At 54.8% G+C, this 21,869-nt stretch carries 18 protein-coding genes and 1 tRNA gene; 17 read left to right on the top strand and 2 right to left on the bottom strand.

What is annotated here, in order from left to right; genetic code table 11:
* The first annotated feature begins 33 nt into the window (after positions 1-33).
* The 13 genes from ACR0D6_RS04455 (at position 34) to ACR0D6_RS04395 (ending at position 17,391) form a co-directional block, all read left to right on the top strand.
* Complete coding sequence (locus tag ACR0D6_RS04455; protein ID WP_170651118.1) at positions 34-1,038, top strand: TAXI family TRAP transporter solute-binding subunit; 1,005 nt, start codon at positions 34-36, stop codon at positions 1,036-1,038.
* Between the two features lie 90 nt (positions 1,039-1,128).
* Entirely contained in the window at positions 1,129-3,342 is a 2,214-nt protein-coding gene (locus ACR0D6_RS04450) for a TRAP transporter permease (RefSeq protein ID WP_480764611.1), read from the top strand.
* Between the two features lie 4 nt (positions 3,343-3,346).
* Positions 3,347-4,585, top strand: coding sequence for an NAD(P)/FAD-dependent oxidoreductase (locus ACR0D6_RS04445; RefSeq protein WP_480764610.1), 1,239 nt, complete (start codon positions 3,347-3,349; stop codon positions 4,583-4,585).
* Positions 4,586-4,613: 28 nt separating this feature from the next.
* Positions 4,614-5,354, top strand: a complete 741-nt coding sequence (locus tag ACR0D6_RS04440) for an aspartate/glutamate racemase family protein (RefSeq protein ID WP_480764609.1) — start codon at positions 4,614-4,616, stop codon at positions 5,352-5,354.
* Positions 5,355-5,693: 339 nt separating this feature from the next.
* Positions 5,694-6,038 (top strand): RidA family protein, encoded by a 345-nt coding sequence (locus ACR0D6_RS04435; RefSeq protein ID WP_480764608.1) that lies wholly within the window; start codon positions 5,694-5,696, stop codon positions 6,036-6,038.
* Positions 6,039-6,516: 478 nt separating this feature from the next.
* Positions 6,517-7,056 carry a dihydrofolate reductase family protein gene (locus ACR0D6_RS04430; RefSeq protein WP_480764607.1) on the top strand — a complete coding sequence of 180 codons (540 nt, stop codon included), beginning with the start codon at positions 6,517-6,519 and terminating at the stop codon, positions 7,054-7,056.
* On the top strand, positions 7,053-7,631 hold the full coding sequence (locus tag ACR0D6_RS04425; protein WP_480764606.1) for a TetR/AcrR family transcriptional regulator: 579 nt from the start codon (positions 7,053-7,055) through the stop codon (positions 7,629-7,631). The genes ACR0D6_RS04430 and ACR0D6_RS04425 overlap by 4 nt, the downstream gene beginning before the upstream one ends.
* A gap of 222 nt (positions 7,632-7,853) precedes the next feature.
* The gene (locus tag ACR0D6_RS04420) at positions 7,854-8,111 is read left to right on the top strand and encodes a YjhX family toxin (protein WP_480764605.1); all 258 of its coding nucleotides are present in this window, start codon (positions 7,854-7,856) and stop codon (positions 8,109-8,111) included.
* Between the two features lie 9 nt (positions 8,112-8,120).
* A complete protein-coding gene (locus ACR0D6_RS04415) occupies positions 8,121-8,642 on the top strand; it encodes a GNAT family N-acetyltransferase (RefSeq protein ID WP_480764604.1) in 522 nt (173 codons plus the stop codon).
* A gap of 1,366 nt (positions 8,643-10,008) precedes the next feature.
* Positions 10,009-10,863: a LytTR family DNA-binding domain-containing protein gene (locus ACR0D6_RS04410; protein ID WP_480764603.1), complete on the top strand. Its 855-nt coding sequence runs from the start codon at positions 10,009-10,011 to the stop codon at positions 10,861-10,863.
* 168 nt (positions 10,864-11,031) lie between these two features.
* A complete protein-coding gene (locus ACR0D6_RS04405; RefSeq protein ID WP_480449569.1) occupies positions 11,032-11,535 on the top strand; it encodes a helix-turn-helix transcriptional regulator in 504 nt (167 codons plus the stop codon).
* Between the two features lie 595 nt (positions 11,536-12,130).
* Entirely contained in the window at positions 12,131-16,840 is a 4,710-nt protein-coding gene (locus ACR0D6_RS04400; RefSeq protein WP_480764602.1) for a beta strand repeat-containing protein, read from the top strand.
* 338 nt (positions 16,841-17,178) lie between these two features.
* Complete coding sequence (locus tag ACR0D6_RS04395; RefSeq protein WP_480764601.1) at positions 17,179-17,391, top strand: hypothetical protein; 213 nt, start codon at positions 17,179-17,181, stop codon at positions 17,389-17,391.
* Positions 17,392-17,991: 600 nt separating this feature from the next.
* Here the strand turns inward: ACR0D6_RS04395 and ACR0D6_RS04390 are convergent.
* Positions 17,992-18,297, bottom strand: a complete 306-nt coding sequence (locus ACR0D6_RS04390) for a hypothetical protein (RefSeq protein ID WP_480764600.1) — start codon at positions 18,295-18,297, stop codon at positions 17,992-17,994.
* A 217-nt stretch (positions 18,298-18,514) separates the two neighbouring features.
* On the opposite strand from ACR0D6_RS04390, the gene ACR0D6_RS04385 reads away from it, so the two are divergent.
* The 4 genes from ACR0D6_RS04385 (at position 18,515) to ACR0D6_RS04370 (ending at position 21,068) form a co-directional block, all read left to right on the top strand.
* Positions 18,515-19,093: a c-type cytochrome gene (locus ACR0D6_RS04385; RefSeq protein ID WP_480764599.1), complete on the top strand. Its 579-nt coding sequence runs from the start codon at positions 18,515-18,517 to the stop codon at positions 19,091-19,093.
* A gap of 15 nt (positions 19,094-19,108) precedes the next feature.
* Positions 19,109-20,002 (top strand): c-type cytochrome, encoded by an 894-nt coding sequence (locus tag ACR0D6_RS04380; RefSeq protein WP_480764598.1) that lies wholly within the window; start codon positions 19,109-19,111, stop codon positions 20,000-20,002.
* Positions 20,003-20,006: 4 nt separating this feature from the next.
* A complete protein-coding gene (locus ACR0D6_RS04375; RefSeq protein ID WP_480764597.1) occupies positions 20,007-20,498 on the top strand; it encodes a c-type cytochrome in 492 nt (163 codons plus the stop codon).
* Positions 20,499-20,591: 93 nt separating this feature from the next.
* A complete protein-coding gene (locus ACR0D6_RS04370; RefSeq protein WP_480764738.1) occupies positions 20,592-21,068 on the top strand; it encodes a DUF411 domain-containing protein in 477 nt (158 codons plus the stop codon).
* A gap of 672 nt (positions 21,069-21,740) precedes the next feature.
* On the opposite strand, the gene ACR0D6_RS04365 is transcribed toward ACR0D6_RS04370, so the two are convergent.
* Positions 21,741-21,815: transfer RNA gene (locus tag ACR0D6_RS04365), tRNA-Gln, on the bottom strand.
* Between the last annotated feature and the right edge of the window lie 54 nt (positions 21,816-21,869).

Genomic DNA, 21,869 nt, shown 5'->3' with positions numbered 1-21,869 from the left:
ACCGAATCTGACGATTCTACAAGGGAGATGATGATGAAATTTGTGAAATGCTTGACCGGACTGGCACTGGCAGGCGCGCTTGCCGCTCCTGCTCTGGCGCAGGACCCAACCTTTTTCCGCATTGGGACCGGTGGTGCAGGCGGAACCTACTTCCCCATCGGCGGCACCATCGCAAACGGTATCTCCGCCCCTCCGGGCTCGCGTCCGTGTGAAGAAGGCGGCCAATGTGGCGTTCCGGGTCTGATTGCGATTGCACAATCTACCACGGCGTCCGTCTTCAACAACGCCGCTGTTCAGAATGGAGAGCTTGAGGCCGGTCTGGCTGCAGCCGACGTCACCCGCTCGATGTATCTGGGCGAGGGCAAGTTTGAGGGCAAGCCTCACCCCAAACTTCGTATCGTAGCCAACCTCTTCCCTGAGGACCTGCATCTGGTTCTGCCAGCTGGCCAGACGATCAGTGATCTGGGCGATCTGGAAGGCAAACGCGTTGGTATCGCGCAGGCTGGTTCGGGCACGCAGGTTGCGGTTCTGCAGATGTTGGATGCCTGGGGCGTCAACCGTGACAATATGGACGAAGCCGAGCTGAACAACAGCCAGAGCGCTGAGCGTCTGGCCGACGGTCAGCTGGATGCCTATTTCTATGCCGCAGGTTGGCCGGTCGCCGCGATGGTTCAACTGTCTTCGACCAAGGGCATGAACCTGCATTCCTTCAGCGACGAAGATCTGGCGAAGATCAACGAGATCATTCCTGCCTACATCCCCTCGGCCATTCCGGGTGGTGTCTATGAAGGCATCGACGCTGAAACCAAGACACCTGCGGTCAGCGCGATGTTGGTTGTCTCTTCGGACCTATCCGACGATCTGGTCTATCAGCTGACCAAGGCGTTGTGGAACGATAACACTCGCAAGCTGCTGGATAATGGCCACGCCAAAGGCAAGCAGATCACGCCCGACACGGCGCTGGACGGCGTCGAAGCGCTGGGCGTTCCGCTGCATCCAGGGGCCGAGAAGTTCTACAAAGAAGCTGGTCTTCTCTAATCCAACACTCAGTGAACTGAGCTGCAGAAGCGATGCCCTGAAAAGGGGCATCGCACTCTCAAAGAGCACCAAAAATACAGGGAGGCCATCATGTCCGAGACCCAGCAACTTGATGACCACGAACTGACGGCCGAAGAACTGGCCGCGATCGAGGAACAGTTCGACGAAGGCGCCGCTGTACGACAGGTTACGCCCACAATGGGCAAGGCACTGCGCGTCGTTGCCCTGATCTTTGCGTTTTACGAATTTTTCACAGCCGGGTTCGGCCTGCCAGCTGATCACTGGCATATGGGCATCTACCTCGCCCTGCTGTTCATACTGGTCTACGCCACCATTCCGATTGTCGGAGCCAAAAGCCTCTATGCCCTCAAGGTCAGCCGGTTCCGGATCGGTAATGTTCCTCTCTACGATCTGGTATTCATGGCGCTGGGAATTCTTGCCGCTCTGTATGTCGGGCTTGCGTGGCGCGGGATCCCGTTTCTCGGGATCGAAGAACAGACTTTCCGGATGGGCAACCCCAACGGCTATGACGTCTTTCTAGGCGTGGTCATCATCCTGCTGGTGCTGGACATCGCTCGTCGCACGCTGGGATGGGTGCTGCCTCTGATCATCTGTGTCTTCATCTCTTATGCGTTGCTGGGCCCCTATTTCCCGGGCCTGCTTCAACACCCCGGTGTGAATTTCAAGACCTTCGTGTCGTCGATGTATTTCCCGCAGGAAGGTATCTATGGCGTTACGCTTTGGGTCGTCTCGACTATCGTGTTCCACTTTGTCCTGTTCGGCGTGATCGCTCAACGCACCGGGTTGGGGCAACTCTTCATAGACAACGCCACTATTTTGGCGGGGCGCTATACTGGCGGTCCGGCAAAAGTGTCGGTGGTGTCCTCAGCCTTCTTCGGCACGATTTCGGGTTCTTCCGTGGCTAACACCGTTTCGACCGGCGCGCTGACAATTCCCAACATGAAGCGCCTTGGATACCCCGGGCATTTTGCGGGTGGTGTCGAGGCCGCGTCTTCGGCTGGTGGCCAGATCACTCCGCCGATCATGGGAGCCGCCGCCTTCATCATGGCCGAGTTCCTTGAAGTTCCCTATACCACCATTGTCATCGCTGCGATCTTCCCGGCGATCCTGCACTATGTCGGCGTCTTTGCCGTGGTGCACCTGATGGCGCGCAAGCTGAACCTGCAAGGTCTCGCCAAGGAGCAGTTGCCGCAACTTAAGGCCGTCTGGGCGGAAGGTTGGGCTAATATCGTGCCCCTGATCGGTCTGCTTGTGGTCCTGTTTACCGGCTACACGCCGTTCATGTCAGCCTTCTGTGGCATCTCGCTTGCTGTTATCGCGGGCATGTCACGCCTGAAACAACCTCCGACACTGATCTACGCAGTCGCGTTCTTGGCCTTTGTGTTATGGAAATTCTCGGATGGCGGCTTCGATCTGAACATGACCGTGATCCTGTGCGGATTGTCCGTGATCGCAACGCTGAACCCGCAAAAGCGCATCGAAGTGCCCGAGATGCTGGCTGCAGTGGAACTGGGTGTGAAATACTCGCTGGCCGTTGGTGCTGCTGCAGCAGCCGTGGGCATCGTGGTCGGTGTGATCAACACGACTGGTATCGGGTTCCGCATCGGGTTCATGGTAACACAAGGCGCAGGAAATCTGGCGGCAGATCTCTACAACATGATCTCGTTTGGCAGCTTCCAGCTGTTTGCGATGGAAGACCTACAGTTGTTCATCTCGCTGGTATTCATCGCTATCGTCTGCATCCTGATGGGCGCAGGCATCCCTACCACAGCGCTTTACATCATGTTGGTCTCTGTGGCGCAGCCTGCGCTGGCGCAGTTGGGCGTTCCACCAATCGCAAGCCACCTGTTCGTGCTGTACTACGGTGTGGTGTCCGAGATCACACCTCCGGTCTGCACCTCGGCCTATGCCGCGGCGGCGATTGCGAACTCTAATCCGTTCCGAACTGGTTTATCCGCCTTTACCCTTGGGTTGGGCAAAGTGATCGCACCGATGGCCTTTGTCTATGCTCCGGTTCTGCTGTTTGTATCCTCAACCGGGTTCAACCTGTGGGAATTCACCTATACCGCCACCAGCTGTATCGCCGGTGTCATAGCCCTGTCCGCAGCTGTGGTCGGGTATTGGCTGAAGCCGTTGAATATCGCTTCGCGTGTTCTGATGGCCATTGCGGGGGTGATCTTTGTCGCGCCTAGCTTGACGGCTGACCTGATCGCTCTGGCCGTGGCGTCGCCGGTCATCGTCACCCAGCTGATCGCGCGCAATCGCAGCCAATCTCCGGCCTGATGCGATGACAGAGCAAGTCACCATCATAGGCGCAGGGATCGTCGGCATCTGTTGCGCACTATCGCTTCAGGAACGCGGCATACCGGTCCGCCTTTTGGACCGGGGCGACCCGGGGCAGGAAACCTCATTCGGCAATGCCGGCGTGGTGTCGCCCTGGTCGATCATTCCGCAGGCAGTACCAGGCATTTGGAAGAAACTCCCCCAAATGCTGCTGGACCCAAAAAGTGCGCTGTCGGTCAGGGCGTCATTCTGGCCTAAGATGATCCCGTGGGGGATGCGCTTTCTGGGCAAGTCCGGCGAAAAGTCTGTGCGCGAAGTTTCGGATGCGATGGAGATTTTGTGTCGTCCATCCATTGATCTGTACCGTCGACACCTCCAAGGCACTGGGCACGAACAGCTTATCGCAGACAGCTACTACATCCACGCGTTCCGCAACCCTGGCCAGGCCGACATGGACGAGCTTGGTTATCAAATCCGCCGGGAAAAAGGTGGTGAGTTGGAGCGTGTCGACGGCGCCGAACTGCGGCGCATGGAACCTGCATTGTCAAAGGAGTTCAAGGCCGCGATTGTGATTAAAGGTCAGGCGCGCGCAACTTCTCCGGGACGGTTGGGTGCTGTTCTAGCCGAAAAAGCGCGTGCGCAAGGGGCCGAATTCGTGCGAGCCGAAGTCAGCAACCTGACCCGCGCTGAGGATGGCGCCTGGCAAATAAACACGTCGCAAGACACGTTGAATGCACACCATGTCGTCCTTTCGGCCGGAGTGTGGTCTGCCGACCTGCTGAAACCCCTGGGACTACCCGTGCCCCTTGTAGCCGAGCGGGGTTACCATGTTGAGTTCCCAAACCCATCCGCTGTGCTGAACAATTCGGTCATGGATGTGGATGCAAAGATCGTCGCAAGTTCGATGCAGGGCGGCCTAAGGGTTGCTGGCACGGCCGAATTCGGCAGCATCGATGCCCCAGCCGACCCTCGAAAAGAACAGATACTGACTGATCAAGCCAAGTCTTTGGTGCCGGACCTTAACACAGGCGAAGCGCAGTTTTGGATGGGCCGGCGTCCTTCGTTTCCCGACAGCTTGCCCGCGATTGGACAACTCAATGGCAAAGAAGGGCTCTACACCGCGTTTGGGCATTCTCACTACGGCCTGATGATGGCGCCGAAAACAGGGGAACTTGTGGCGGACCTCGTGTCTGGTCGCAGCCCAAATATAAACCTGGACCCATTTTCGCTGGCCCGCTTCTAAATCTCTAATTCGAAAGGACCTAAGCGCCATGCCAATTTATGAAGGCGGCCAGAACATCTGCGGGGCCTCAATCGGGGTTTTGTGCCTTGAAAGCTACTTCCCAAAACCGCCGGGGCATATCAAGAACCCGTCCAGCCTTCCGTTTCCTGTACTCTATGAAATGATCGACGGCATCACAGTCCCGACCCTGCTAAACAACCCAACGCCCGAGTTGCTAGCTCCTTTTATTGAGGGCGCAAAACGACTTGAGGCAGAGGGAGTTCGAGCCATCACCGGAAGCTGCGGTTTTCTGGCTTTGTTTCAAAAAGAACTCGCCGCAGCCGTTTCCGTGCCTGTGTTTGCATCCAGCCTGATCCAGGTGCCTTTGGCATTTCATATGACCGGGGCAAACGCGCCGGTGGGTGTACTGACAGCCGATGCGTCTGCGCTGACACCGAGGCATTTCGAAGGTGTCGGAGCGGCTGGTATTCCCGTTGCGGTTCAGGGATTGGAGGACACCAACGAATTCGCTGAAGTGATCTTGCGGAATACGCGGACCCGCATGGACACAGATTTGATCGAGGCCGAAGTACTTGAGGCCGCACGGCGACTTAGACGTCAATCACCGGGGATACGGTCGTTGGTATTGGAGTGTACCGACTTGCCGCCATATGCCGCGCGGCTTCAGCAAGAACTGCAACTTTCGGTCTTCGATTTGACGACACTGGCGCAGATGGCGCATACCGTTGCAACGCGCGAAACCTATACCGGTATCATGCCTTGGACATAAGGGTTCAGAGGTATTGGACAGGATATGGGGAAACTAAGCGGAACGTCCCGCGCGGCCTTTGAGGAAATGGCGCGCACCGAAGATATCTTCCTTGATCCCATCGACTCCGTAATAAACCTTCTTGGGGTTGTTGAATTTGGTAAGTGCGGAAGAAATCCAACTGGGCAGAAAGTTGCTATGTCGCACACAGGCGAGTTGCCTGCACTCTTTTGGTGCCAAAACGAGTTGATACACATCTCATTAATAAGACCGGACCAAACAGCCCCAAAAGCCTAACCACTTGAACATTTGGGCCGGCGAAAATCCCTCTAAGGTTCCCCAAATGGAAGGAAACAAGACATGACCATCACACGGATCGAAACCGGCCAGCGCATGAGCCGGATCGTCAAACATAACGGTGTTGCCTATCTATGCGGCCAGACCTCGGACGCGTCTACGGTAAGTGGCCAAACACGCGACATTCTAGCTAAGGTTGAAGATCTATTGGCCAAAGCAGGCAGTGACAAGACCCGTATTTTGAAGTGCGAAATCTGGCTGGCCGACATGGCAGATTTTGCCGAGATGAATGCCGTTTGGGACGCCTGGGTACCAGAAGGCCACGCTCCAGCCCGTGCCTGTGGAGAGTCCAAGCTTGCTCGCAGCGTATTGAAAGTAGAAATGATTGTGACGGCAGCCTGTGACTGAAACGCGATCTGGGGAATGAATAAGATAAGGGAAGTGCTATTAGAGGTATCGGATGTCTTTCCAGAATAACTCGACTTGTTGCGCATCACCACGCCATGTTCTCTGATTTTTCCAGCTTTGAAAGGTCAGAATCTCTGCAAAACCAAGCGTTGCGGCATTCGAAATGAGAAGGTGGCGGGGTGGGGTGACCTATATCGGGTAATCTAGAATACCAGATGGTCAGACTGATTGTTCTTTCTCAAAATTTTGCGCAGCTGTCGGTGCCAAGACGGCCTTTATCCAGCCAGGAAACCTCGGGAGAACGGGTAAAGGGTCACGGCAGTCCAATGCTACATCGCTTCCAAGCCCGTTACAATTGGGCCTTTGGGAGGGCGAGTGTCCACTTTCCTCATTGAAGCGTCGTATCTGATGGGATCAAATCGCAGGCTTTGCTCTATTTTATTATACGGTGTATAAATACTATAGAACGGAGGATGCCATGCCGACCGGACACATCATGATGGCCATGAGCCTGGACGGTTTCGTTGCCAGGAAAGACCATTCGCTCGACTGGTTGAACAAGCAACCTGCAGAAAATGAAGACCACGGGTTCTTCGAGTTTATGGACAGTGTTGATGCCCTTGTTATGGGAACAGGATCGTTGCGAACTGTCCTTGGATTTGGTGAATGGCCTTATGAGAAACCCGTCGTGGTACTCAGCCGCTCCATGACGAAACAGGATTTGCCTCAACATTTGCATGACAAAGTAGAGTTCTCCACTGCAAGTCCAGAAGAGTTATGGGAGATCTTTCACCAGCGCGGTTACGAGCGTGTTTATGTCGATGGCGGTGCGATCATTCGGTCGTTCCTGCAAGCCGGATTTGTACAAGACATGAAGATTACGTTAGTTCCGATTCTACTGGGTGATGGCATTCGCATTTTTGGCGAAACAGATGGCGACGTTGATCTTGAACTGATCTCTGCCAAACCCTTTCCATCAGGTATGGTCGATCTGGTTTACAAAGTGCAAAATGCATGACCAATACACCGACCGTCGGACGGCCTAGAAAATCAAAAGAACGTCTGTCTAAACAGCATATCCTGCAAACTGCGTTACCCATTGTTCAAAAGCAGGGCGCAGGCGCGCTTTCGTTTCGAGTTCTCGCGGATAAGCTAAAGGTCACACCGATGGCCGTAACTTACCATTCTGGCAGCAAGAGAAAGCTGCTGGCCGACTTGGTTGAACTTGCCTTTGCGAACACGCTTCAAGGCACTGTTGAAGAAGAAGCAACCGCGAAAGCGCGTAGCATACTAAGTGCCTACTATTTTCGGGCTTTGCCGAATGCCAACCTACTGCGCGCAGTTCTGGAAGATGTCACTCTCATCAGCAAAGACCTCTTGGACATCACTGATAGGCTGCGGGCCTGTACGCAGGAGCTCAATGGTGGTGACAAGAATGATGTGCTTTTGCATCTTCTCATCGACTACACGCATGGATTTGTACTCTCCGCGTCAAGCGGCGAAGAAAACCCATTAACAATCGATGACTTCTTACGAGGTGTCGACTGGGTGCTGGCGCGTGCGGGAGGCGGTGCGCACGACCGCTCAATATAAGGCACTCGGAACTTAAGAGATATTGACCTGTCTCGCTTGAAGGCCTATGTGCGCCAAACGTATGAGGCGGTGCGCCTCACACAACGGAGATTTTATGAAAGAGACCCGGGCCTAACGCCCGTTCCTGGCGACCCAAATTCAGGAACACCAACATTGATGGGCACACTCACGCGCGATGCTGAGTGTCCTGTTGTTGTACTTTCGTAAAATCGAGACATCACAATGAATATCTCAAAGCACGAGCAACGTGTTTTGCACGAACTCGCCCTTGGCGGGTCGATCCATTTCGATCGCCTGAAAAACGGAAAAGTCCATGACGTCACTTGTTATACGCGTGACGGTTATGTGCTGTCCGACTGCACTCTCAGCGTTTTCCAACGCTTGCTGAAAAAGCGCTTCATTCACTCGAAGAATGGTCATCCCTACCGCGCCTCCGCGTTGGGGATCAAATCCGTTCGCGCCCAAATGAATCAAAGATAGGAAAGAACCATGAACCAAGCAGACATTGACGCTATTATTGAAGTCCACCGGCTGGCATTCGGAAAAGATGAAGGCGACGACATCGCTCGGCTTGCCGAAGACTTTCTCGGCCTCGCGGACACGATTTCTATCAGCGCCAGACGCGACGGGAAGATCGTAGGCAACGTGCTTTTTACTCCGTTTAACTTCGTAGACCATCTAGGTGCAAAATGTTACCTGCTGGCGCCTTGCGGGGTGTTGCCTGAGTATCAGGGCCACGGTGTTGGGAAAGAGATCATGGAGGCGAGCATTAAACGACTGAGTTCAGTTGGGACGGATGCGGTGTTCGTGCTGGGCGTCCCGACGTTTTACCCCAGATATGGGTTTGTCCGGACGGACAAGCAAACGCCATACCCGGACCTGATGACAGCACCAGAGGCGTGGATGGCGCTTGAGCTGACAAAAGGATCAGTAGAGAAACTGAGTGGCAAGACCGTGGCTATCCCACTGTTCATGCAACCGCATTGGTGGGACACCACGCAACACGGGTGAAGCTCATCTTTGGTCATGGCCAAATCCCAGAACCCGCCACTCAATATCTCGAATTGAGTGGCGGGTTTGCTGCGCAAAGTGCAAACTCAACCAGCTCCGAATTCTGCGCCCGTAGCGAGGGGCCAGTCTGCTGGATCGTACCACAGCACCGTTTACCGTTTTGGGTAAGGAATCCAGAGCCATCAGACTTCATGTACCGCGGCTGTTCCTGGAGACGAGGAAACCAGCCTAATAAGCTGACAACCACCCGCTAAAACCTTCAAGATTGGCAAAAGTTGCGTTCTTGCCCGACAAAAGTCGTGTTTCAAGCCGGTCAAGTTTCATATCACACCGGACGATATACTTTTTTGGAAAAGATGGCTGGGGTGGTAGGATTTTTTGTCAACATATTGAAAATTAACAAAATAAAAGAAATGGGGTCAATGGGTAGTGCTCAGAAATTGGTTTGAGTCCAATATTGTGCCTCACTTTTCTGCTTTTGATTTTTTGGACGTTAGGGAACTCGCCGGTCATACGACTTGCGCGGGATGGGCGGGAAACGGCCATTCGCTGCGGTTGCTCTCCACTTTGGTTACCGAGTAAATAGCGGACCTTAAGTGCAGCCCATAGGTCCCATTGGGTCAAATGCTGCTTAAGCTATGAATGGCAGCGACAGCCAAGAAACAGGCCTTGCACAAGCTATATTTGCAATCATTTCTCATTGTTCGCGGACCACTCGAGACGCCGCTACACGGCGGCCCGTCTCGGCGATGTTGAAGAGCGCACCTACTATTAACGTTGGTTCGAACACCTGCCCGCGCCGATCGACTTAGCGGCCGAAAATAATTGCTCAGCCCGAGTGAGAAAGAGTGGCAACAAGGTAGTCGCTGTCGAACGTTGCTCACACCAAAACGCCAGTTATTCGCACCAAAGCGAGACTTTCCACTCTCCAGCCAGTTTAGATGAAACCAACTAAGCTATAAGTTCCGCGACGGGCGGGCCTTGAGAAATTTGCTTCTTCGAGCGACGCCCAAAGCGCAGATATTGCTCACAACGGAAAAAGTTTTGCCAAGCGCATTCACCGGTTGGCTGATCAAAACCCCGCAACCGTAAGGCTTGCGGGAGTACATTTTGGGGATGAAAGAGGTCCACATGTCATACAGTTTCAAGCGTCATGCTAGTCGCACCAGGCATATGTTTGAACGACGCCTCTCAGTCCAAAACCCAATCAATCCCTGCTTGGCCACTCGAGATAGTGGCAGTATTACCTCCAACGAGAACCTGCATTCTGCTGCCCTTGAACAGCCGTCGCACCACCCTTCGGTTATCCATTAGCGGCGGCAAGCAGATATGTCTGAGTTGTTGATTTGTGGGGGAGTATAGTTCGTTGCTGACAAAGGCTGAACTTACGGTCTGGCTGCGTGGCTTGATGAAAGACAAAGTTTTCATTTCAGCCTACGCTGTGGTTTTTCTCGCTCTCGTGGTTGTGGAGCGGGGACATGCAGTTCCGAACATCAGTCAGTTTCAGCATGCACTGTACGTGCTGGCCTGGGTAATCGCGTTTTACGCCTTCTATTACTTTGCCGGGCCCAGTCTATTCTACTGGTCCATTCGAAACTCAATTTGCGTTTTTTGGACGACTTTGGGCAGCTATCTAATAATTTTATTCCTGAAGACCTTTATTGTAACTCACTTGCTGGCAGGCGGATCATCACTTAAGCACGCAATCCTCTATTATTTTACGTCTGCATTCGTCTCGTCTGTAATTACCTACGCAATATTTTTGCACTTCAGAGCCCAGGCTGTAACCGGGTTCGGATACGATCCCCTGAAGTATCTGTTTCGGCGCCCCCCTAAGCAAACTGATTGTCCGTTCCAATTGAAGCTCGACGAAAAAAATCGCGGGCCATTGCTGATGCTGGAAGCTCAGAACCAATACGTATCGGTAACAACTGAAAACGGGACGCAGTTGATAAGAATGACACTTAAAAGCGCTGTGGAGAGCTTGGATTCTGAAGCTGGTTTGTTGGTTCACCGTTCGAGGTGGCTGTCTAACAGCGAGATAAGCGAGCTCGTTTACAGAAATGGAAACCCTTACGTCGTGAACCCGGGTGGTGACGAATTTTCGATAAGCCGAAAAATAGTGTCCAAGGTTAAAGAAACAATTGAACAACGAGGAGCGCGGGCACCTGAACCCAAGCGAACAGACAGAGCAACCAAAAACAAACATGCTCAATGCTAAGTTTCTTGTATGCAGCACTAAAACTCGATCCCCAGACAAAATCTCGTCTGCTCAAATCATCCCTATCGTGCCGTTCGATATGGAGCGGATGGGCAACTGACCAGCCCGACACCTCGCAAAAGAAACAACGACCGGCGCAAAGATCACCGGCAACTTGAAAGACTTACTATGGCGCCCTCCAAAGAACGTCTGGCCCTATCGTTTTTCGCATCGCTTGCTGCTGCTTTCGTGATGCTTCTGGAAGAATTCAGCGAGGCGATGGGTCTGGAGTGGTTGCACAACTGGGATGAGTACCACATCTGGGCAATCATCGTAATGCTGTGTTTGTTGGGGGCGATCGCTGTTCTAGGAGTTGAGTTGCTTCGTATGGGAAACCACGTGACCAAGCTTGAAGGCAAAGCGAGTCGCGCCTCTGAGGCGTTTGAGGAGCTCTTGATGAGCTACTTTGAAAAGTGGGCATTTACCAAAGCCGAGAGGGACGTCGCGCGACTGCTCCTGAAAGGATGCTCCACCGCAGAGATTGCTGAAGCCCGAGATGCGAAAGAGGGCACTGTGAAGGCCCAAACAAACTCAATCTACAAGAAATCTGGTTATTCAAACAAAGCACAACTTTTCAGCGCCCTTTTGGAAGACCTTACCGGCGATGGATCGAAGCCAATTCGCCGCGCCTAAAGTTTGATAGGCTTGTTTCTGCGTCGCGCTCGGCCCGCGGCCCGGTCTTCAAGGTGTCGGGATGCGGATATCTATCCTTGAACCATTTTTGATCCTCAGTGAAGGCCACTCCGAACAGATTGGCTCATTGGTGATATGCACTTTACCCTCAAGTCCAACGGTGGTGGCGAAACGCCAGTGTCCCGCTGATGCTGCAATTTTGACAGAGCCGACAAACTGTTCATTTTCATGTTTTGATGGTCAGCCTCGCTACAAATGCGGTCCGTGCTGTCTACGCAGCTTTGAGAATGGTCGGTTTGGTAGAACTGCTTTTCACATCTTCGACGCTGCGAAGTTTCAGGCTGCGATAAACTAAGGTGTAAGCGGCATAAACTAAGGTTCAATACCTATGAAACAGCCGTATTCTCGCCCTTTTTGACCCTTCAAGCCCAGTGTTGAGTGTGCAAGCAAACGCGCATTGAGCGGATGACGCGGGGTAATCAACCCCGCATGCGCGCATCAAAAACTTTAACCAGATGGGGCAGAAAACATGCAGGTCGAGCAGCGGGTACGCGCTTTTGAGCGCGGGGGGCGTCTAACCAAATGGAAGGGAAGAGTGGCAAGCATTGCGCCCTCGCTATTCTTGTGTTCAGCCTCGGTTCTGGCTGTTTCGGCTGGTGCATCGTTTGGTGAAGTCGTCAACGGGACGCGTACCACACCTCTGGTCAGTTCAATAGACGAAGACCACACGATCACGGCTACCGGATCAATCGACATCAACCGCTTGCCTGGACCTGCATTGGTGCAGGTCAATGTACCGGACTATTCCAGCACGCTGACAAACGCCGGACAACTGACGGCCCCCGAGGCCAACGTCAGGACTCGTTCGGCGGTTGACATCAATGGCGACTTGTCCGGCACTGTCCTGAACTCGGGCACGATTTCGATGGGTGCCGCGCTTGGCGACTCAGCTGTCATTTTCGGGATAGATGTATCGGGCATCACCACAGGAACGGTTCAGAATACAGGTGTCATCGATATCGCGAATTCTGCCCTGACTAGCGGAACCTCATTTGGAATTCTGACCAATCAAGTCGATGGCACGCTTTCAAACAGCGGTACGATTGATCTTAGGGGCAGCAACAGCAGCAGAGCTATAGCAATTGGACTAATAGCCGACGTTGTGAATGGAGCTGCGAGTAACAGCGGCAGCATTGGTATTGATGTCTCAAGCTCTTTTGGGTCGGCTTTTGGATTTGGCATGTCCTTTGTGACAATCAACGGGACGGTTGATAACTCTGGCCCCATTAAGGCATCTGCATCCGGAACAAATATTAGCCGCGCAGCCGGTGTTGAAATTGATGGTCTGATCGGGGAATTGAACAGTACCAGCGCCATCAATGTGTTGGCAGCTGGTGGAAACCAGGCAACCGGGGGCGCAATTGTGGTAAACAACCTCTCCGGGCGTCTGCAAAACAGCGGCGCACTTACTGTCGAGATGACAGCAAGCAACACCGGCAGAGCAGGCTATGACGTTGTCAAAGTCTCTGGCCTGAGCGGAACACTGACCAACTCAGGGATGATTTCCGGGTTGGCTTTCGGCGGAAGTGCTACGGCAGATGGGTTCGATATCGGAGGCGTGGGCGACAGCGGGAATTTCGACAATTCGGGCGTTGTCGTTATTCAGGCAGTGGCGACGAACTCAACCGCAAATGCTGACGGGTTCAATTTCGGCAATGTCGCTGGGAGTGTTTCGAACAGCGGAGCCGTCAATGTCGTCGCTGCGGGGATCACTTCGGCCACTGCCCGGGGGATACAGACGCGCGACATCTCGGGTACCCTGCTCAACAGCGGTGGGATTTTTGCCGACGCAAGAGCCAGCAACGGGTCGGCCAAAGCATATGGGTTTCAAGTTGATGAGGTGCGTAACCAACTAACCAATGACGGTCCTTTGGTGATCGCGGCGAACGGTACGCGCAACGGCGACGCGACCGGGATATTAACGGGAGTTGTTCAGGGTGCTTTGACCAATAACGGAGCCATCACAGCAAATAGTCAAGGCAGTAGCGCCAACGCGTCCGGGATAGACTCCCGGAATGTCGATGGTTCCCTGATCAATACTAACACAATCACTTTGAGCGCTGTCGCCACATCTTCGTCAGCGCTGGTGACCGGTATTGATACCGATCGGCTGAACGGGACGCTTCGGAACTCGGGAAATATTAGTGTTCTGGCTGACGCCGTCAGTCATGCCTCCGCATACGGCATTGATGTGGGTGAAATCGGCGGCACTCTGAGCAACTCGGGCTCTATCACCATCCAGGTGGACAACGGATCAAGCATCGAAGCCATTGGAATCCGGTCTTCAACGGTACGGGGGACGTTTTCCAATAGTGGGAATATTATGGTTGCCAGTCAGGGGTCCAGTGGCTCGGCCGAAGGACTCCGCGCAGGTTCCATTGCAGCAAATGGGACTATGACAAACACCGGTACGATCATTGCCTCGGCCAAAGGGCAGGGGTCCGGCGCAAGCGTCGAAGGGATCAGAGTTTTCGGCCGTGTAGCGGGCTCGCTGGAAAACAGTGGCCAAATCACGATTCAGGCTACCGACAGCGACTCGGCCAATTCAATTGGTATCCTGACAGGTGCCGTGGATGGATCGCTAGCCAACAGCGGAACAATAACGGCAACCGCTGGCGGAGGATCCTTTGCGTTCATAGAGGGAATTAATGTTAGGGGGAATGTCGATGGTTCCTTGGATAACAGCGCTGCTATTACGGTGCAGGCCGTCGGTACAAGCTCGGCGTATGTAGACGGGATCAACACGACTGACATTGGCGGCACATTCAGAAACTCGGGCGTCATCTCGGCATTTGCGCAGGCTGATTTTGCTGGCGCAGACGGGATCGCCCTGGACGATGTTCTGGGTTTGGCTGTCAATTCGGGGGACATCACGGCAAGAGCGTCGGGAGATACCACTGCGCGCGCGAGCGGGATTGCCCTCGGTTTCATCGAAGGCAGTTTCTCAAATTCCGGCAGCATCGTCGCGAGCGCTACGATAACCAATTCGAGCGCTCCTGTTCCCTTCGAACGCGCTGTTGCCACCGGGATTAACGTAGACAACATCAACGAAGATCCGATGGGCGGTTTCGGGGTGTTCGAGAACTCGGGCGCGATTGCGGCCTCGGCTTCAGGTTTGAATGCCTCAGCCCTGGGGCTGCGATTTTCTCACGTCGGTGGCAAACTAACCAACAGCGGCAACATCACTGTCAACGCGGTGGCGGATCAGGGTTCTACAGCTTTTGCGGCTGGTATTCTTGGAGCAAACGTTCGTGATAGTGGGGACGTTTTGAACTCCGGCACCCTTCAGGTTTCAGCAACGGGCCAAAATGTTTCTGCCGTTGCAGCCGTCGGAATGTCCTTTGACCAGATCGACACGAATGTATCGAATGCCGGAGCGATATCGGTTTCCGCCCAAGGTGACATGCTTGTCCGTGCGCACGGCATTACAACGGACGCATTGCCCACAGGTGGCGTTCTGAGCCATAGCGGTTCGATCTCGGTGTCTGCCAACGGGGGTACAGATACGGAAGCCTATGGCATTTTTGTGGGCAACGCCAATGGCACAGTCAACGTGACAGGGGATATCAATGTCCAATCCTCAGGCAAAGGCAACGCTATCTTCCTTGGCCAGGGCGGAGATGACTTCAATGCAACCAACAGCGGAAATATCTCCGTCGCTGTCAACACTTCCGTAGGCTCGTCTGCACTCGGTGCAGGGATTGTCACGGGTAATATTTCGAACAACAACCGCATCTCGAATTCTGGCTCGATTCAGGTTTTCGCCGACGGTCGTAATGTTGCGACAGTAGAAGCGATTGGATTGGAGGTCGGCGATGTTGATGGGCGGGTCGACAATTCAGGTGCGATCTCGGTGTCCGCGAAGGGCGACCAGACTGTGCGTGCGCGAGGCCTGACCCTTGGCGCTTTGAGCGCGAATAGCACTCTGAACAGCACCGGCCCAATATCGGCCTCGGCCAATGGTGGCAAAGAAACAGAAGTTTTCGGAATCTTTGTTGGTAGCGCCCAAGGCACTGTCAATGTGACAGGTGACGTCTCAGCTGTGTCTACCGGCAAAAGCTATGCGATTTACCTCGGTGACGGAGGAGGTACGCTAAATGCCAAATCCACGGCAAATATCACCGGAACCATTCGGGTCAGCGATCACGACGTAAACCTGAGTCACGTCGGCGGTCGCGTTGTCTACCGTTTCCAGGATGAAGACATCGCTAACGGTGTATTCACCACCTCGGTGTCCTCTGCGTCTCAGGGATGGTTTACCTCTGGTGAAGGAGGGGCGGCACCCGTCTACGCCTCGTTCGATGCCAAGGAACTGCAACCGAACACAAACCAGCCGTTTGAGATTGCTGGGCTTTCATACGCTCTTGCACGCCAGTTGGACAGCGCCGATGCCGGTAATGTCGACCGTGACCGGGTGGTGCTCAGTACTCGCGGAAGTGGTCCAATCGAAGGGTTCCGACCATACTTCCTGGTGAGCGGCAGCAGAAGTGATGGTACGGCAAGCGGCAGCTCCGCATCCCTTACGTCAAATATGTGGAGCGTCAGCGTAGGCGCGACCCGCGATCTTGGAACTGGATTGCGATACGGGTTTGGGGCCAGCTATTTGGAGAATGACGGAACCTTTGGATCTTCGTCTTTTGATACCTCGGGTGTGTTTATCAGCGGTATCGTCGCTCAAAATTTCGGATTTGCCGATCTGAGCTTTGGTTTGGGATACGGCGACCTAGACAATAGCGAGTCCCGTTTCAGCGGGAGCACGACGTCGGAGGCCGACTATTCCAGCAACATTATTACTGCCTTGGTTGCGGCAGAGCGAGAAATCGCCTTGAGAAATGGCTCAATCCTGACTCCGAGGGCAAGCTTTCTTTACGGCGAGCAAAAACTGGATGGCTACACCGAAACAGGCCAAACCGTAAACGCATCAGTTGGCGACAGAACCGTCACATTCAACGAAACCCGGATCGGTGGGGCCTATGCAACCCCGATGCTTGGTGGGCGCCTGTCAGCATCTCTGGAGGCAGTCCATCGGGACGCGGATGCCCCGTCAGTTGTGGATGTAACCATATTTGGCAACACACTTTCTTTGGCGTCAGGCGGGGGAGGAACAGACACCTTTGGAGAGGTGCGGCTAAACTACGAGAAACCGTTCGATCACGGGGGAGTCGTTCGCCTTGAAGCAAGATCGACCCTCGGGGCTGACGTATCAACACAGGCGCTCTGGGCCTCCTACGAATGGAAGTTCTAAACCGGAGGTCACTCGTGTTTTGGCAAACCAAAACAAAGAACTCTGATTGGCCACCTCGACCTTCTCGCGCGTGGCCATGAGATAGCAGTTCACCAAAACTGCTATCTCTGTGGACCACTTCCACTTACTCACAAAGGTGGTCCACAAACTCTCATTTGGGGCTCCACAGCCAGACACCGTAGTGCAATTGATATGAGCTCTGCCGGTTAGGCCAAAACAAGCGCCATGATGGGCATGAACTTTCGGCCTATGTCGCTTGAATTCTGCCGAAAGGCCAATTTTGTCGGACGCAACAGCTTCTCAGGTAAAGGCGACCCCATTTTCAACAAGGACCCGAGATGAATCCGATTGGCCTCATTCTGATCTGTGCAACAACGCTTGTTCCCGCATATCGGCTCTTTTCCCTGCCAGTCATCACTGACCAAGCCGCGTTGCTTTCCCAGTATCTGGGTCTTGCCGCGCTGGTCCTTATGGCGTGGGGTCAGATTCTGTCAACCCGCCGGACCGACATCGAGCATCTGTTCAAACCTGCTGCTCGCAAACCCTGTTGATATTGTCCGTGGTCTTCGGGTCGCGTGAATGGATGCGTGCGTTCTGCCAAATGGAGCGAGGCGTCAGGAACCAAACGCTTTCGGTCGAAAATAGCATGCCCGGCCTCACCTAATTTACCGTAAATGACATTGTTCACTGCAAGATCCAGATAAGAGCTGTTGCGATGTGGCTGGATGCGGATTGACGCTTCAGCCCACTCAATGGCTTCTTCGTGTCCATCCGGTCGCCGCTGTTCAAACCCATCCTCAACTTAAGCTGAGGATTATCGGTCAGTCCGTTTTGGATAGCCATCGCGCATTCGATACCACTAACCACGCTGGTAAACGCAATCAACCAGCCGTCCTCTATGTTTATTAATCACCCGACCGCCGTGCGCACCAATTGTTGGGGCAAGAAGGTCGCTTCGAAAACGACGCAACGCGGTCAATGCGGCGGCTTCATCCTATCCCATGAGATTGGAATAGTTGCCACATCCGCAGCCGAAATAGCAGCCGGCCTTCGTTCGGAAAGGTTTGACATGGATGAAGCATAGCCGACGATCCGCGAATGGGAATCTTCAGTGGTATTGGCAACCGAGCACCAAAACAATTGAGCGGAAATTAGACTTGGTCGCGCATCAGTGTCGGTTCGGCGAGTTGCCGCTGATCGAAGACTTGACCCGCGCAGAGGTTGAGAACATCATCGCCTCGGTAAGAGAGTTGAAACAACACAATGGGATGAGCTGAGCAGTGCTTTTGGACAATCGCAGATGGATCGGGCTGATGCTCGTCGCGGCAGGCGTGTTCGTCGCTGCTCTGCTTTTGTCCGGCGGTGTCGCTGAGGCCCATGGAAAACATGAGCCCTCCGTGGTTTCCGTCGAGGTTCAAACGCACGTTGAACATGCTGAAAAGGACCGCCAGGGCCATTGTCACGGCGGGGCGTTCTGCAGTGGCCCTGCGATCATCCAACTGTCAAATCTGAACGTGGATTTATCGGGATGTAGTGAACGGTATGGTCTGCCGCACGCGACGAATGGCATCCCGGTTGTTTCGAATTTTGATCCGCCCCCACCCAAAGCCCTGATCTGATCCGTATCCGTACACACCCTTTGGTGCGATGAGATAACTCAGACAGGGAAATCCGATGAAAATTGAAAAACTGTTGCTGGGCGCGGTGGTTGCCTCCGTTCTGGCTGTTGCAAGCCAATCGGTGTTTGCGCATGGCGGTGCCACCGGCGTTGTAAAAGAACGCATGGATGGCATGGGCGTGATGAAAGAGGCGATGAAAGTGCTGACCCCGATGATGCGGGGGCAGGTCGACTATGATGCCGCTGTGGTGCGCGAACGGTCGGAGGGTATCAGCCGCCATGCCGGCGAGGCACTGACCAAATTGTTCCCCAAAGGCAGCCTTGATGCACCATCCGAGGCGAAGCCAGAGATCTGGCAGGACTGGGAGGCGTTTTCAGCCTTGGCCGATCAGCTGCGTGTGATGGCGGACGGATTGGCGGAAGCTTCCGAAAACGGGTTGCTGATGGCGGGCGAAGCACCGGCAGTCGGCGATATGATGGGCGGTCAGGGGGGCTCAATGATGGGTGGCAGCACGATGGGAACCGGTGTAGGCGCCAATATGATGGACCTGTCGCAGATGCCGGCCGACGGGGTTTTCACCATGATGGGGCAGGTCTGCTCGGCTTGCCATACACGCTTTCGGGTCGAGAAATAGGCCTGGACAATGCGTATGTTTTATCGCCTGGGGCTGGCTGGCGCTGTTATCGCCGCAGTTAGCCTTGTCGGCCTGATGGCCTGGCCGATCGGCCAGCCTCTGGCGCCCATCGCCCTGGAGGGGGATGTCGACCGCGGTGCTTATCTGGCCCGCGCCTCCGGCTGCATCGCATGTCATACCGATTTCGCGAAAGGCGGAGCGCCACTGGCGGGTGGCATGGCGTTGGAAACCCCGTTTGGCACGCTGTATTCGCCAAACCTCACCACCGACCCTGACCACGGGATCGGAGGCTGGAGCCGGGCACAGTTCGCCCGCGCCGTCCGCGAGGGGGTTTCGCCCGAAGGGCACGCCTACTACCCGGCCTTCCCCTATCCTTTCTATGCCAACTTCTCGGATCAGGAGATTGCCGATCTCTGGGCCGCCTTCCAAACCGTGCCACCGGTCGCAGAATCATCGCGCCCTCCCGCAATGGTCTTTCCGTTCAACCAGCGCTGGGGGTTGAAACTCTGGCGCGCAGCCTTTCTGGAACCTCCAAGGACACAGCCTGTGGCAGGTAAGGGCGCGGTATGGAACCGGGGACGCGAACTGGTCGAAGGAGCCAGCCATTGCGCGGCCTGCCATACAGGGCGCAACTTCGCCGGCGCGCGTAAGTCCAACACGGAGCACTTCCGGGGCAGCGATGCGCTGCCAGACGGTGAGAAAACACCGGCCATCGATCATCTGACTTTGGCTGAAAAGGGATGGGATGTGGCCAGCCTGGCCTATGCCCTGAGCACCGGCATCACACCCGAAGGGGACGTCTTCGGCGGTTCCATGGGCGAGGTCGTGTTTTACGGCACAAGTTTCCTGACCAAAGCCGACCGGACAGCCATTGCGACCTATCTGATGGACGAACATGAAGGGGGATGAGGCAATGAATACCGGAACCATCTTCGCATTTGTCCTAGCCGGGATTGTCGTCACCGGTGCTGCGGTCGTATGGCTCGCGCCGTCAGGCACACAGGCGGGACCTCCGCTGCAACCGAAAACGTCCGATGTTGAGGAGGGCGCGGTGCTCTATGCCGAGTTTTGCGCCTCCTGCCATGGAGTTGAACTGGAGGGGCAACCCAATTGGCGCGCCCCAAATGAGGATGGAACCCTGCCTGCTCCGCCCCATGACGAAACCGGCCATACCTGGCATCACGGGGATGCGCTGCTGTTTGACTACACCAAACGGGGTGGTGAAGCGGCGCTGGAAACCCGCGGCGTGTCCGATTTTGCCAGCGGTATGCCGGGATTCGGCGACAGCCTGAGCGACCAGCAGATCTGGGACATCCTGGCCTATATCAAATCTACCTGGCCTGAGCGAATCCGCGACATGCAGGCGGTGCGCACCGAAAGCGAACAGATGCAGGGTGGCTCCTGACCGCCCGCTTGACACATATCATGACACTTGCCCGCGGTTTCGGTCACAAGAACCATCGTTACACCGCAGGCGCGAAAACGGAAAGGAAATGACATGACCACCCCGACACTCGACCGCCGCCTCTTCCTGGCTGGCCTTGGTGCCTCCGGCATCGCTCTTGCCTCGCCGGCTCTGGCAACCGCCAAACCGCGGGTAGAGGTCCTCAAGGACCCGAACTGCGGGTGTTGCGGTGCTTGGATCGACATCATGCAGCGCGACGGGTTCGAGATGGAGGTGCAGAACGCCTCTTGGGAGACCTTGTCTCAATATAAAGCCACCAAGGGTGTCCCGGAGGAGATGGCCTCCTGTCACACCGGCCTGGTCGAGGGCTACGTCATCGAAGGCCATGTGCCGCCAACCGATATCCGGCGTCTTCTGGCCGAGCGCCCCGATGCGGTGGGGCTGTCCGTTCCCGGTATGCCCTTTGGCTCACCCGGCATGGGGCCGGAGAGTGAGCGAGAGGCCTATTCGGTCTTCCTGATCCGCAAGGATGGCGCCACAGAAGTGTTCAATCATTACGAGGCAATGTAATTGTCAACTTTGCGTCAAACGCAAACGGAATTGCCGTGCTTTTAGGGTAGCTTTGCGGTCGCAGCGAATGGCGGCAATGTGGGCGTGACTGCAGCAATTGAAGAGCGGGCTCAAGGTCGGCTGTGGGCCGTCCGCGATCGGGCGCTGACACGATCCTGAGCAGATGCTGCACTGCCTCCGATGTCCACAACGAGCCTTTTCTTCTTGATGCCGCAGCACGCGCGAAAGGTTACCCGTTTTATTGTTGCAAAGATTGCCATGGCAAACCGAAGATTAGTCGCGGCCTGAAATCAAGTGGCGTTGGCTGAAAGAAAGACAGAAAGAAAACCTTAGGCGAGCCTCTTCATTGAGATTGTCTATCCAAATTCTGCAAAAAAAACATCGTATGTTTTCTGATCCAGCGCACATGCAATGGATCACTACATGTAATGTAATGCCAGCTGGTGAGGTTGCCCGATCGGTAAGCAAAGAAAAAGGTTTGGGACCTGCTTTAGCATTTTTTTGGCAAGCGTTTTCGGAAATAGAAAATACGGCCGCGGCGCATGAGGTAGGGGCCCGCATGGTAACGGAGTTCGCGCGACCGCGCGCCGGGTCGATTTCTGGCCGGCTGTATCACATCGGATTTTCCGGAGGCTCAGTTGCCCCCTATTTTCCTGGCTTTTCTGGAAAAGGTGGCTGGGGTGGTAGGATTCGAACCTACGATACACGGTACCAAAAACCGCTGCCTTACCACTTGGCTACACCCCAACGGTGAGCGGCTATCTACGACTCTTGTTCGGGGGGATCAAGGCCCACTTCTCA

It is taken from the genome of Ruegeria sp. BJ6 (assembly GCF_056537885.1).
This window is presented reverse-complemented; position numbering and strand designations above follow the sequence as displayed.

Bases quoted from the DNA above. Each gene is read 5' to 3' on its own strand.
- ACR0D6_RS04455 (WP_170651118.1), top strand. From the start codon at position 34: ATGAAATTTGTGAAATGCTTGACCGGACTGGCACTGGCAGGCGCGCTT.
- ACR0D6_RS04450 (WP_480764611.1), top strand. From the start codon at position 1,129: ATGTCCGAGACCCAGCAACTTGATGACCACGAACTGACGGCCGAAGAA.
- ACR0D6_RS04445 (WP_480764610.1), top strand. From the start codon at position 3,347: ATGACAGAGCAAGTCACCATCATAGGCGCAGGGATCGTCGGCATCTGT.
- ACR0D6_RS04440 (WP_480764609.1), top strand. From the start codon at position 4,614: ATGCCAATTTATGAAGGCGGCCAGAACATCTGCGGGGCCTCAATCGGG.
- ACR0D6_RS04435 (WP_480764608.1), top strand. From the start codon at position 5,694: ATGACCATCACACGGATCGAAACCGGCCAGCGCATGAGCCGGATCGTC.
- ACR0D6_RS04430 (WP_480764607.1), top strand. From the start codon at position 6,517: ATGCCGACCGGACACATCATGATGGCCATGAGCCTGGACGGTTTCGTT.
- ACR0D6_RS04425 (WP_480764606.1), top strand. From the start codon at position 7,053: ATGACCAATACACCGACCGTCGGACGGCCTAGAAAATCAAAAGAACGT.
- ACR0D6_RS04420 (WP_480764605.1), top strand. From the start codon at position 7,854: ATGAATATCTCAAAGCACGAGCAACGTGTTTTGCACGAACTCGCCCTT.
- ACR0D6_RS04415 (WP_480764604.1), top strand. From the start codon at position 8,121: ATGAACCAAGCAGACATTGACGCTATTATTGAAGTCCACCGGCTGGCA.
- ACR0D6_RS04405 (WP_480449569.1), top strand. From the start codon at position 11,032: ATGGCGCCCTCCAAAGAACGTCTGGCCCTATCGTTTTTCGCATCGCTT.
- ACR0D6_RS04395 (WP_480764601.1), top strand. From the start codon at position 17,179: ATGAATCCGATTGGCCTCATTCTGATCTGTGCAACAACGCTTGTTCCC.
- ACR0D6_RS04390 (WP_480764600.1), bottom strand. From the start codon at position 18,297: ATGGCCCTGGCGGTCCTTTTCAGCATGTTCAACGTGCGTTTGAACCTC.
- ACR0D6_RS04385 (WP_480764599.1), top strand. From the start codon at position 18,515: ATGAAAATTGAAAAACTGTTGCTGGGCGCGGTGGTTGCCTCCGTTCTG.
- ACR0D6_RS04380 (WP_480764598.1), top strand. From the start codon at position 19,109: ATGTTTTATCGCCTGGGGCTGGCTGGCGCTGTTATCGCCGCAGTTAGC.
- ACR0D6_RS04375 (WP_480764597.1), top strand. From the start codon at position 20,007: ATGAATACCGGAACCATCTTCGCATTTGTCCTAGCCGGGATTGTCGTC.
- ACR0D6_RS04370 (WP_480764738.1), top strand. From the start codon at position 20,592: ATGACCACCCCGACACTCGACCGCCGCCTCTTCCTGGCTGGCCTTGGT.